This is a genomic window from Streptococcus merionis DSM 19192 (genome assembly GCF_000380085.1).
GTDB lineage: Bacteria > Bacillota > Bacilli > Lactobacillales > Streptococcaceae > Streptococcus > Streptococcus merionis.
On the sequence record NZ_KB904538.1, the window covers coordinates 1 to 13107 of the forward strand.

At 42.3% G+C, this 13107-nt stretch carries 11 protein-coding genes and 1 pseudogene; 10 read left to right on the top strand and 2 right to left on the bottom strand.

Annotated features, from left to right (window positions below; translation table 11 throughout):
• Positions 1–158 (bottom strand): annotated as a pseudogene (locus A3I5_RS12835) (ISL3 family transposase); the annotation flags it as partial.
• Between the two features lie 1058 nt (positions 159–1216).
• Between A3I5_RS12835 and A3I5_RS0100010 the strand changes: the two are divergent.
• The 10 genes from A3I5_RS0100010 (at position 1217) to A3I5_RS0100055 (ending at position 11819) form a co-directional block, all read left to right on the top strand.
• Positions 1217–2251 carry an acyltransferase family protein gene (locus tag A3I5_RS0100010; RefSeq protein ID WP_018372554.1) on the top strand — a complete coding sequence of 345 codons (1035 nt, stop codon included), beginning with the start codon at positions 1217–1219 and terminating at the stop codon, positions 2249–2251.
• A gap of 231 nt (positions 2252–2482) precedes the next feature.
• Positions 2483–3238: an ABC transporter ATP-binding protein gene (locus A3I5_RS0100015; protein WP_018372555.1), complete on the top strand. Its 756-nt coding sequence runs from the start codon at positions 2483–2485 to the stop codon at positions 3236–3238.
• A gap of 1 nt (position 3239) precedes the next feature.
• Positions 3240–5231, top strand: coding sequence for an FtsX-like permease family protein (locus tag A3I5_RS0100020; RefSeq protein WP_018372556.1), 1992 nt, complete (start codon positions 3240–3242; stop codon positions 5229–5231).
• Positions 5232–5275: 44 nt separating this feature from the next.
• On the top strand, positions 5276–5941 hold the full coding sequence (locus A3I5_RS0100025) for a response regulator transcription factor (RefSeq protein WP_026216833.1): 666 nt from the start codon (positions 5276–5278) through the stop codon (positions 5939–5941).
• Entirely contained in the window at positions 5938–6885 is a 948-nt protein-coding gene (locus A3I5_RS0100030; RefSeq protein WP_018372558.1) for a sensor histidine kinase, read from the top strand. The genes A3I5_RS0100025 and A3I5_RS0100030 overlap by 4 nt, the downstream gene beginning before the upstream one ends.
• Positions 6885–7334: an NUDIX domain-containing protein gene (locus tag A3I5_RS0100035; RefSeq protein ID WP_018372559.1), complete on the top strand. Its 450-nt coding sequence runs from the start codon at positions 6885–6887 to the stop codon at positions 7332–7334. Before A3I5_RS0100030 ends, A3I5_RS0100035 begins: the two co-directional genes overlap by 1 nt.
• Positions 7334–7831, top strand: coding sequence for an NUDIX domain-containing protein (locus A3I5_RS12010; protein WP_018372560.1), 498 nt, complete (start codon positions 7334–7336; stop codon positions 7829–7831). Before A3I5_RS0100035 ends, A3I5_RS12010 begins: the two co-directional genes overlap by 1 nt.
• Positions 7832–8058: 227 nt before the next feature.
• Positions 8059–9579, top strand: coding sequence for an ABC transporter permease (locus tag A3I5_RS0100045; protein ID WP_018372561.1), 1521 nt, complete (start codon positions 8059–8061; stop codon positions 9577–9579).
• 13 nt (positions 9580–9592) lie between these two features.
• Entirely contained in the window at positions 9593–10267 is a 675-nt protein-coding gene (locus tag A3I5_RS0100050; protein ID WP_018372562.1) for an ABC transporter ATP-binding protein, read from the top strand.
• The gene (locus tag A3I5_RS0100055; RefSeq protein ID WP_018372563.1) at positions 10260–11819 is read left to right on the top strand and encodes a PASTA domain-containing protein; all 1560 of its coding nucleotides are present in this window, start codon (positions 10260–10262) and stop codon (positions 11817–11819) included. Before A3I5_RS0100050 ends, A3I5_RS0100055 begins: the two co-directional genes overlap by 8 nt.
• 135 nt (positions 11820–11954) lie before the next feature.
• Here A3I5_RS0100055 and xerS read toward each other — a convergent pair whose 3' ends face one another.
• Positions 11955–13025: a tyrosine recombinase XerS gene (xerS, locus tag A3I5_RS0100060; protein WP_018372564.1), complete on the bottom strand. Its 1071-nt coding sequence runs from the start codon at positions 13023–13025 to the stop codon at positions 11955–11957.
• Positions 13026–13107 lie beyond the last annotated feature (82 nt).

Genomic DNA, 13107 nt, shown 5'->3' on the forward strand with positions numbered 1-13107 from the left:
TATTTGATCATGTTTCCGCTACAATGCTTGCATAGAGGAGGTATATAATCTAGTGTAGCTCTGATAAGGATATGGGTATCATATTTCATGATTTCGTTTAGTTTGATATTTTTATCTTTCATTCCGATGAGTTGTGTGGTATGATTGATGTGTTCCATAAGATGCTTTCTAATGAGTTGGTTAGCGCTTTTCATTATAAGTCTTATGGGACTTTTTGTGTACTCAAAAAGCCCTATACTATCCAAAGTGGAGTTACCCACTACAGATAGTATAGAGCCGTTTTGTTTGGCTTGACGTTCCGCTAGCAGTTTTCGGCTACAAGCCATGTTGTGACCGTCCAGATAGTCTAGCCGAACGATTGTGCCTGGTTTGGCGGATTTATTGAGGAAGTTTTGCTTGGGATAGGTTTCGATAACCTGATTGGCTTGTTTATTTCCCAGCTCAGCTCTTGGTGCAATGATCCTACGAATGACAGTAAAGCCTTGTTGGGTTAAGATGCGTTCTGCTTCATCAATCTCTGTACCTTTAAGGTCTGTTGGCAGTGCGATGGCATCAACGAGATTTTGGCTGGCTTCCAAAGTTTCAGTGGTTAGGTGGTAAATCTTAATCAGATGGCCTGGTTTGAACTTCCCTGAACGCGGACTCATGGCGACGACTTCATCAATAGAAGCTTTGGCAAATCTCTTATGAGGTTTGGCTGGTAAGACATGGACAGTTAGGCCGATACTTTCTAAATAAGTTTTGGCTGAATCTACGGGCATGTCAATGACGTTTGGAAGCTGTATCAAGCTAGATTTAGCCTCATGACGTCGATCCAAGGCTTTATCAACGATGGGAGCGGCCTTATCTGTGATTTTTCCTGCGATGGCCACTGTATCAGGAATGACTGACAGTGTTGAATTTAAAATTTTGAGCGCACCACCTGCAAATTTACCAACTTTACGTGCAACCATTTCAATCTCCTTCTATTAACCACGGAAAAGCTCTCAGGCTCATTTGTTTTCGGAGCTTTATTCCATAGCAAAACACGGTCTTAAAGAAGATTTTCTACTATTTGTCAAAACTCTTCAAGCTCCTAAATTGAGTATATCACAAAAGCGCAGTTTTCAAGTGATTTCACTTACAATTTTGTAAGAAATCAGTCTTGAGGTGTAAGCGGAAATAGAAGTAATTTCGATTATACTAGAGATATCAAAGGCTTGGAGGGCGATGCGTGATGACCAACTATTCTGAGAATGCCCAAGTCAATACAAATTTGCTCAGTCTATGTCAGTTTATGCTGGCTATCTTGGTCATTGCCCTGCATTGTCAACGGATTTTTGAAAATGATAGTCTGCACTTTATCCAAAAGAGCCTCTTTAGCCGTCTGGCGGTACCATTTTTCATGCTATCAACAGGCTTTTTTCTGGCAAAGGCTCAAAAAGAGGGGAGAAGTCTGAAGCAGTGGGCTGCTAAATTCGGAAAAACCTATCTTTTCTGGTCGGTCTTTTACCTGCCTTATGCTTTGAGCTATTTTGCTCAGACCCAGCTTTCTATTTCTTTCTTTCCAGCAGGGCTGTTAGTCGCCCTACTCTACACTGGGACTTGCTACCACCTGTGGTATCTGGCGGCAGTGTTGGAGGGTGTTTGCTTGCTTTCTTTTTTGGAAAAATACCTAAACAGCAAGATTGTCTTTCTCATTTGTCTAAGCTTGTATAGTTTTGGATTGTTGGAAACCTACTTTGCGTATTTGGACGATAGTGGACTGGGGGTGCTTTATCAAAATTATCAGAAAATCTTTTACACAGCACGAAATGCTCTGTTCTTTGCACCCATCTTTCTCTATCTGGGGGCTTGGACTTATCATCATTATCGTCACCCTATTTTAGTCAAAAGGCTAAAAACAAAACTGTCCTTGTCTCTTTTGGCATTTATCGGTGAAGGGTGGTTAATCTTTCAAAATCAAGGCATTGATAAAAATTTCTTTTTGAGCTTGATACCCGTGACCTTGTTGCTGTTTAACTGGGCTATCCGCTCGTCTTTGTTTAGAGAAAAAGCCTGGCAAAAATTAAAGGCCTACAGCGTGTATTATTTTTTCCTACATCCGATTTTTGTAGAGATTAGCTTTGCATGGCTAAATACAAAAGATTGGCCGATTTGGACCAAGGGACAGCTGGCCTTTGTCATTGCTCTCATTTTGACGCATGCGCTGAGCTCTTGTATATTACATTTTCGAGCAAAAGGACTGCTAAAGATAGGGAGTTTTGGCTAGAATATTGCTCTTGAAAAATAATTGGAACACAAAAGACAGGAGACTTAGAGTTTATGAATTCTGCATTTTGGCTCTGGTGGCTAGGTTTCTTCTTGCTAGGATCTAACTCAGCTATTCTGATCGCCTTTGTAACCTTGGTTGAGCTATTCGTTCATTTTTGCGGCTAAAGATGGCTAGTCGCACATTACCATTGAACACACATTTGATATAATAAAGAAAAGGAGTAAGGCTATGTTTTTATACGCTAAACATTTGCAACGGACATTCAAGACACGACATTCTAAGACCGAGGTTCGTGCCTTGCAAGATGTGCATTTTCAAGTTGAAAAAGGCGAGTTTATCGCTATTATGGGAGAATCTGGATCTGGTAAGACAACCCTGCTCAATATCTTGGCAACTCTTGATAGTCCGACTAAAGGTGCTGTTATTCTCAACGGTCAAGATTTGACTCACATCAAGGAAGCTGATATGGCGGATTTTCGCCTGAACAATCTGGGCTTTGTCTTTCAGGACTTTAATCTGTTGGACACACTCAATGTCAAGGACAATATTTTCTTACCTCTGGTGCTTAATGACCTGCCTGTCAAGGAGATGGAAGCTCGCCTGCCTGATCTAGCGGATCAACTGGGCATTTCATCTCTTTTGCATCAGCGTCCTTACGAGCTCTCAGGTGGTCAGCAGCAACGGGTGGCTATCGCACGCGCTCTCATTACCAATCCGCAATTGGTCTTAGCAGATGAGCCGACAGCGGCACTTGATTACCGTAACTCGGAGGATTTGATGCGTATCTTTGAAGACATTAACCGTCAGGGGCAGACTATTCTTATGGTGACCCATTCGCCTATGGCGGCTAGTCACGCTGGTCGTGTCCTTTTTATCAAAGATGGACGGATTTTCCACCAGCTGTACCGTGGGGACCAGACGAGTCCAGAATTTTACAAAACCATCTCCTTGACCATGAGTAGCCTGATTGGAGGTGGTGAGTAGGATGTTTTACCTCAAACTCGCTTGGGGCAATCTTAGAAAAGCCAATCAAGCCTACTTGCCCTTTATCCTGTCTAGCATGACCCTTTTCATCTTGCTTAACACCATCAACCTCATCTGGATGGCACCAGAGGTGCAAGTACGTCGAATAACGCCTGTGTTCCTTAAATTTGCCTTCTGGGTCATCGCTATCTTTGCATTGATTATCGTGCTTTACAGTTATCATTTCCTCATGAAGCAACGGACCAAAGAATTTGGTCTTTACAGCGTTCTTGGTATGAACCGTAAACGGATTGCGACCATTGCTAGTTTAGAGTTGGTAATGATTTTCTCCTTAGTGATGCTGGTAGGAAGCCTTTTAGCAACAGTATTGGCTAAGTTTCTATATTTGGTTTTGATTCATCTTTTAGAAACCTCAGATTTTCAAATGACCTTGATTGCCAAAGGCTATCTAGGAGCAGTTTCGCTGTTTCTTCTTATCTTGGTGATGGTGCTGATCGTGACTTGGTATCAAATTCTGAGACAGTCCTCGCTTTCTCTCTTGCGAAGGCATCAAAAAATTGCACGAGAGCCTAAGGGCAATGCTTTTTTAGGATTTTTAGGACTTCTGATGATTGTATCAGCCTACGCATTTGCTGCTTACGATGTCAAAAATATCACACAAAACTATCTTTTCTACACCTTTTTAGCGGTGTTAGGGGTCATTTTGGGCACTTACCTGCTCTTTATGCGTTTCACGATTTGGGTGCTAAAACGCCAAAAAAATTCCAAGTCCTATTTTTACCGTGCCACTCACATCATTCCTATCTCCAACATGCTTTATCGCATGAAACAAAATGCTTTTGGTCTAGCTAATATTACCATCTTATCCTGTATGGTGCTGACAACACTTTGTGGGACGACATCACTTTATCTAGCTACTAATCAGATGGTTGAGGAGCATTTTCCATCTTACAATGCTTACCTATCTTATCTGTCGGTAAAAGACCGTGCCAGTGCAGAAATTGTGGTAGATGAGCTATTTCGAGACATTGGAGCATCAGAGGTAGATAGAAAGGCCTTACTCTATTGGTCAAAATTTGAAAATATCTCTAATACGAAAAAAATCAATCTCACAAAGTCATACCAGATTGGTGACGGAATTACCGAGGTTCTCTTTCTGCCCATGAAAGATTATGTCGCCCTGGGCAACGCGTCACTGGATTTAGCAGAAGGGGAAGTTGGTTACTACCATTCAAGCTACGACGATAACTTACTTGCTCAGGAAATCACGCTGGCAGACGGTCAAACGTATAAGGTTCGCCCCTTGACCGATATCGTGCCCTTTAAATCTTTTTACAACTCTCCCTCTAGAACAGAAGCGATAGTGGTTGTGCCATCAGAAGCTTTTTTGCTAAAAATGGTTGAGGCGATTCAAGGCAAAGAGTGGACGGAGCAGCTCTACACTGATGATCAGCCCTATAATGGTCATCTGCAATACACTGTGACCGCTACTCTTGATGACGCACAAGCGGAGCGTCTCATTGCGATACGTGATAAAAATGATGCTAAGCGGCTCTTCTTCTGGGGAGAGACGAAGGCTTCCTATCGCAAGGATAATGTGGAGGCTACAGCTCCTTTCCTTTTTATTGGAGCCATTATCGGGGCGACCTTTCTGATGGGGGCCTGCCTCATCATGTATTACAAGCAAATCTCTGAAGGCTACGAGGATAAGAAGTCCTATAAGGTCTTGCAAGAAATCGGTATGAGCCAAAAGAGGGTTAAGCGCACGATCAATGGACAAGTGTTACTGATTTTCTTTGCACCGCTCACGGTTGCTGTCTTGCATGTTAGTTTTGCCATACTGCTGATGATTCGCGTGTTGCGCGAAATGGGGATGGATGCATCAAATACCATTCTGATGGCTAGCGCTAGTCTAACTATCGGCTTTATCCTGTTTTACTTTATTGTCTATCGCATTACCAGTCGGGTTTACTATAAGATTATTGAAAGGTGAGGGAAAATCAAGGCAGGCCAGTGATTTTCTGATACAATAGACCTATGAAGAAGATGAAAACGATTTTTGTGGTGGAAGATGATGTGTCGATTGTGGATTCCTTGAGGATCTATTTTAAGGATCGTTATCAGGTCGTCAGCGTGCAGAATTTCCGTGCTGTCCAGCAGGAAATCACAGAAGTAGCACCAGATGTGGTTCTCATGGATATTACCCTGCCTTATTTTAACGGTTTTTACTGGACGACAGAGTTGCGCAAGTCTTCAAGTCTACCGCTGATTTTCATTTCCAGTGCCAATGACGAGATGAACGCTGTCATGGCGCTTAACATGGGTGCCGATGACTTTATCGCCAAGCCTTTCTCCCTCTCAATTTTAGAAGCCAAAATAGCGGCCTTACTGCGCCGTAGTCAGGATTATGTGCCCACAGACCTTGTTTATGGGGATTATCACTTATCACCTGAAGGGGAGTTTAGCCTTGGGATAGAGAAAGTCCAGCTATCTCCAACAGAAAATAAAATCCTTCATATCCTTTTGCAGCAACAGGGGCAATTGGTGACTAAGGAACAGCTGCTGGATAAGCTCTGGGAAAACGATGACTTTATCGACCAAAATACGCTCAATGTCAATATGACCCGACTGCGCAAAAAGCTCCGCCAGTTGGATTTTGACCGTATTCATACCATTAGAGGGGTAGGCTTTCTCGTTCAATGATATTCAAATTTTTTCGCCAGTACCAGCTCTGGTTTAGCTTATACCTAGCTCTTGCAGCGACATTTCTGGTCACTTTTTGGCTCTATCGCCTACCTATGACGATCTTTCTCAATAGCCTGCTCTTTTCAGGAACTATTTTTCTTCTGGTCATACTCTATGCCTTCTTTTGCTTCTGGAAAACCCTAAGAGACATTCAAGACTTGGACAATGGGAGTGGGCAACCACAGTTCAGTCGTCCTTTAGAGCAGGCCTTTTGGGATAAACACAACCAAACATTAGATACTCTGTATAAGGAGCAAGAAGTCATCTATCAGGAGACTGATCATCTCAAAAATCTAGTCAAGATGTGGTCTCACCAGATCAAAGTACCACTAGCCAGTCTAGATTTGATGGCGCAAACGGGCAAGCTAGACAGCAGACAAGTGACCAACCAAATCCAGTCTATGGAACATTATCTAGCTATCTTGCTCAATTACCTCAAACTCCAAGATAAGACTGATGATTATCGATTTGAAGAGTTCTCTATGAGAGCGCTCATGACTGATTTGGTCAAGTCCTACCGCAGCCAGTGTCTCAGCAAGGACCTCTCAGTTCATTTGCTGGGGGATTGGCAAGTCAAGTCTGACCGCAAGTGGTTGCATTTTGCTGTCAGTCAGCTCTTAGACAATGCCATCAAGTACAGCCACCCAGGTGGTCAAATTAAGATTGAAATAACAGAAGGCAGTCTTGCTATTAGCGACCAAGGATTAGGGATTCTGGCTGAAGACCTACCTCGTCTCTTTGAAGAAGGCTTTACAGGCTTTAACGGTCACCAGCATCACAAGTCAACTGGCTTGGGTCTCTACATGGCTAAGCGTATCTTGGATGAGCTGAGTTGGTCCATTGAGATTACCAGTCAAATCGAGGTCGGCACGACCGTTACCATTTCAAAAAGGAGTAACTGATGTCTAAAAATCACTTCAAACTCTATGCAGCTGTTTTTCCGATTATCCAAGACCAAAACGGTAACATTCTTTTGCACAGACGGCAAAATACAGGTTATATGGATGGTTTCTGGGATTTGGCAGGAACTGGCCACATTGACCCCAATGAAACAGCCACAGAAGCCCTGATCCGTGAATGTCAGGAAGAACTTGGTATTGAAATCCAGGCAGAAGCGTTAGAGCTGATTCATACGGTACACCGAACAGGGCAAGAAGATGACTTTCCTTACATTTACCTCTATTTTAAGGTGTCAGACTTCAATGGTAAACCGCAAATCATGGAGGAAAAAAAGAATGCTGAACTGGTCTGGTTTGCACCAGACCACTTACCAGATCTGATGATTGAAGACCGCAAGATTGCTATCCTAAAAGCCCTAGCAGGGACTATCTATCAAGAATGGAGAACTTAATGGAAATCTGGGATATTTATGATCAAAAAAATCAGCTCACTGGGCAGACCATCGCCCGCAAGGATGTTCACCTTCTCAAAGAAGGGCATTTTCATGCCTGTGTTAATGCTTTGCTGAGAGACGAAGCGGGAAATATTCTCGTTCAACAACGCTCTTTGCAAAAAGAAACCAATCCTGGGGTTTGGGACATCTTTACAGGTGGCTCTATTCTAGCTGGTGAGAATCCTGATCAGGGTATCGCTAGAGAAGTAGCAGAAGAGCTAGGGCTCATTAACTTAGATTTTCACTACCATGGCTACGATGTCAGAGCAGACATTAAAAGTATCATGCACTATTACACAGCTGTCATTCCAGAAGAGAGCAAGTCAAACATCGTGATTCAAAAAAGTGAACTGGCTCAAGTGACTTGGTTGAGTGTTCAAGACGCTGTAGAGCTGGTTACGGATCGCCCATTCGACCGTAAATGGTTGAACTCTATCATAACTAAAATGATGTAATTGTCTTGTCTAAGCCAGTGAATGAAAAATTTCCAAACGTTTCTGAAATGGACGAAACAGTTCTTATCTCAAGTAAACCTTGAAAAAAGCACAAAAAACTGTTATACTTAAGGAAAGCGTTTTCCTATTCCGAAATCCTTCATTTCAATGCCTACTCATTCAATACAACCTAAAAAGTACGCTTTTTTAAACAGGCTTTATATCTCACTAAATAAGGAGGAACCCATATGAACTTTCTAAACCGTGCGTGGTTAAGTGTGACGAGACGCAAGGGCAAGTCGCTCTTACTCTTTGCCTTGATCTTTATCATTGCAAATGTTATTGCTGGTGCCATATCTATCCAGCAGGCCAGCAAGCGTGTCGAGGAGAAGATCAAACACGACATGGGCGCGACAGCGACCATAGAGCCTGATAACGAAGCCCTTCAGAAAGCTTATTCGGAAGATCCTAATTTCAGATTTGACGTCAACCTGACGCCGAAATTGATTGATCAAGTTGGCCAATCCTCTTATGTCAAGTACTACGACTACAACGTTTCTGAAGCGGTAGGCGCTGAAAATCTTGAGCGTTACACTTCTGATTACATGAAGGAGCAGGAAGAAAACGGTAGCCTTGGAACTTCTCCTGACCAAAAATATTACGCTTTTAGATTCAAGGGCGTCCAATATGCCAATATTCTGGATATCGAAGAAAAGAAGGTCAATCTTGTGGATGGCCGTGTTTTGACCCAAGAAGAAGTCAATTCAGGGGCAGCAGTTGGTCTCATTTCGAAACGAGTGGCTGACCTCAATAATCTGAAAGTCGGTGATAGCATTACCTTGACAAACTATGGTCTTGACTATTCAGGTAGTTCAGATGGCAATGTTTCAGAAGCCAATGTGACCAACCTTGGCGATTATACGGTTGAAATCATTGGTATCTTTGAAGTGCCAACTCAACAATATGGGACAGAATCTTCAGACTCCTCAACAGGACAGCAGCACAGAGACGACATGAACCGAGCCTTTATGGAGCAAGACATGAACAATACGGTCTATACATCCAACAAGACGGTTGCTAAAATTGCTGAAGCTTCCAGCCAATTCTACCAAGAAGTGTACGGAGAAGAGTCTGGGGCCGCACCCGTTTATTATTCGCCAGTCTATGTTCTTAATAAACCAGAAGATGTGGCTAAATTTAAGGAAGAAAATATGGCTTTACTGCCTGAGTATCACACCATTACAGCCTCGTCAGACCAGTATGATACAATTGCCGCACCGGTTCAGTCCATGTCTAAACTAGCTGGTTATGTGCTCATCGTTGCTATTTTAGCTGCTATTTTGATCATTACCTTGGTGGTCTTGCTCTTTCTTCGTGATCGCAAACACGAGCTTGGTATCTATCTCTCCTTTGGTGAGCAGAAGTCTAAAGTTTTCGGTCAAATCCTAATCGAGGTCCTTCTCATTGCCTTTGTAGCCATTACCCTAGCTGTCTTTACAGGAAATCTTTTGGCCAATAGCCTCTCAGGGAGCTTGATTCAAAATCAGCTCGAAAAGCAACCCGCTGATATGGGTGGCGTGTTTTATAATTTAGCTGTTTTAGGAAGTCATAATTACACAACAGATGATGTGATTTCTGCTTATAAGGTCAGTCTGACACCAATTTATCTGTTGATCATGTACGCTGTTGGTTTAGGAACAACCCTTCTTGCAACGATAGCTCCATTAACTTATATTCTGCGTCTCAATCCTAAGAAAATCATGATGTAAAGGAGGTTATTCTATGGCTATTTTAGAAACTCAAAATGTCAATTATTACTACCAAGATGGTGAACAACGCCGTAATATCTTGAAAAATACCTCCGTTCAGTTCGAAAAAGGAGTATTCTACACCATTTTAGGCCAATCTGGCTCTGGTAAGACCACTTTCTTATCTTTAATCAGCGCCCTTGATGAGCCTAAAGAAGGTCAGATTCTTTATAATGGGAAGAACATCAAAGAACTCGGGTACGAACCATTTCGCCGTGATAAGATTGGTATTATTTTTCAGCAATACAACCTCGTTCCCTACATGACCGCTGTCGAAAATGTCTTGGTGCCTATGGCTATTACCCACAATGAACTGCCAGCTGACAAGAAAAATGTTGCCTATAATTTGCTAGATTATATCGGTCTTGACAAAGCCAAGGCTGGCCGCTTGGTCAACCAGCTCTCGGGTGGTGAGCAGCAACGTGTTGCCATTGCTCGAGCCCTCGCTACCAATGTTGACATTATCTTGGCTGATGAACCTACAGGAAACCTTGATGAGGATATGGAAGCTGAGATTGTTGCCATCTTTAAAAAACTGGCCCACGAGCATGGGAAATGTGTCATCGTCGTGACCCATGCTAAGGAAATTGCTGAGCAGAGCGATCAAACCCTCTATCTTCATAAAGGAAATCTAGCTGTCCATGAGTAATGACTTTCTCTCCAAATTTTCTGGGAAAAATTACGATGATCTCCTAGAAAAAGACAAGGCACACTCAGAAGCTCCACCCTTACCCAAAAAAGAAGGGCTCGCTAAAGCAGGTCATGCGCCCCTTCACCCTACTAAGCAGGATTCTCCGCCTGTCAAGATGGAACAGAACGTCCACGAAGAACTTCTAGCTGAGGGAAGTTTTCCTGATGTGGCTGAGAAAGATCATGATTTGTACCAAAAGGAGACTTCATACACCAGCACTCATCGTCAATCACGGCCTACGCGTGCTGCACGTCGTTACGAAACAGATGATGAGTACGAGGTTGATCCGACCTACAAGGACAGACAGCAAAAGAAGCGACGTTATGTGATTACAGGAAGCATTCTAGCCCTCTTGGCTGTGATATTTTTGATTTACAAAGTAACACATATCAAACTTCCTGATTTTGTCGGCCAGACCATCTCAGAAGCTAGAGCCTGGGGCGTTAAGAATAATATTGACTTTCAGATGGAGCAAGCTTTCAGCACTAAACAAGACATCAATCAAATTGTTTCACAGGACAAAAAAGCTAATAAGCAAATTCGCAAAGGAAGCACTGTCAAGCTTGTTGTCTCTAAAGGTGCAGATCCTGAGGAAACTCTTAAATTACCAAATTTTTCAAACCTTTCAGCTTCTGATGCTGAAAAATGGATCAAAGAGAACAAGGCAGAGAATCTAACACTCAAAAAAGAATTCAATGAGACGGTTGCTGCTAACCGCTTTATTCGACTGGATATCACATCGCCAGGTGTGACCGAAAAAGACTATAAGCGTGGGGATAAGGCAAATCTTTATTATTCGCGTGGTAAGGAAAAATTAGAAAAGAATATAGAAGTGCCTGATTTTGCTAATAAGCCAAAGTCTGAAGTCGAAACTTGGGCCAAGCGAAATGAAGTAAAAGTCACCTATACTGAGCAAGCTAGCGAAAGCATTGCTGCTGGAAATGTCATCTCCCAATCAGTGACTACTGGTGAAAAGGTCGCTAAAAAAGATCAGATGGAAGTCTTTGTCTCCGTTGGAAAAGGCGTCTCTGTTCCTGACTTTGCAACCTTATCACCAGAAGCAGCAGGTACAGTACCTGGTTTGACTGTGACTGTTCAGTATCGTTTTGATCCTAATATCCGTTATGGAATCCTCTTGTCACAAAGTATTGAAGCGGGCAAACAACTAGCTGAGAAAGAAAACAAGAATATCCTTGTTATCTATTCTCAAGGGGCTCCTTATCTCAAGGATATTCGAGGGAAGAATGCAAGCGAATTGGCCAAATACTTCTTTGAGGAGTACCAGTCACGCGGAGCAGAAATCACCTATGAAACCTACTGGGTTGACTCTAGCCAGCCCCGAGGCACAGTCGTTGAGCAAAGTGAGTTTGAAACCATTGTTCCAATGACCTACCATGTTTATATTGGCATCAGTAATGGCGTATGGGCAGGAGCAGCAACCATCAATCCACCTGTTGATTCTGTCACACCTGAAGGAGGTTCTGCAAGTTTAGCTGGTGTTACAGATTAGTGTTTACATAAATTTAATTACGCAAAATATCTGTTCTAATTATACCAGTTCAGACTGCTTTGTAGCTAGCGTAGGTTTTAACGATTAGCTATCACAAAAAGTTACATAACTTTTATTATGCAAAAATGCCTTGGGTCATAATTTGTCCAAGGCATTTTTTTGTTCATCGTTGACGATATGGGTATAAAGGTCTGTGACCTGAGTGTTAGCGTGGCCGAGTTGATGGCTGACCAGAACCTGAGATTTGGTCGCATCATATAGCCTAGTTGCTAGTGTATGCCGCAGCTTGTGCGGTGTGACACGGATTTTGAAGTTTTCAGAGTATTTAGCGACCATTTTTTCAATAGAAGAGGCATCAATGCGATTTGGTGTCCCTCGATATTCCGTCAAAAAGAGGGCTAGATCTGTCTTTTCAGCCTTGTAGCGTTTACTACGTATGGCTAAATACGTCTCCAAATAAGGCTTCGCAAAGCCTGCTACATTAACGGAATCGCGTTTGCCACCTTTTCGTGTCACCTCAATTAGCATCATTTTAAGATTAAGGTCTCTCAAGTCAAGATTAACTGCTTCAGATAAGCGAACACCCGATGCCAGCAGAAGGGCGATAATAGCTAAATCACGTTCCTTATTCTTATTAAAAGATGATAGAGCACGATTAGACAGTTGTTCTGGATACTCATTTTCGATAAAGTCTAAAAATTCCTGTGTTTCATCGCCTAAAAAGAGTTTTTGCTTGATATTTTCAGCTCGCGCAGCCAAGGTCTCCTTTTTCTTTTTGGTAGATACCTTTTTCATCACATTTCGGTAAAAATAAGGCTCACCTTGTTCATTTTCGACCTCCTCTGTCAGGTATTTATAAAGGCTTGACAGAGCTGATAAGGTACGATTAATGGTCGTCTGCGACACCCCTTGCTTGGTGGTATTAGCATTGAGCAAGGGACGTTCACGCAGGTAAAGGATAAAGGATTCCATATCCTTTTTGGTCAAATGTTCCAAAGTAGATAGGTCAATATCAGCCATTTGATCAACATCAGCAATGCCAGAGTCCATGAGCCAATCAAAAAAACGAGCGTATTCTTTGAGGTATTCGTATAAGGTCGTAAACGAATATGGGACAGCTAACTTAGACTGATAATAATCTAGGACAAACCAGGGCATTTTTTCTTTTAGTTGATCAATCTTTTCTAGTAAGAGTTCACGTTTCATTGGATTTCCTCATTATTATCATTATAAAAGTAGTATATCACAGACTTATCTATTTTTCAAGAAAATTATAGTTTTTCGGAAA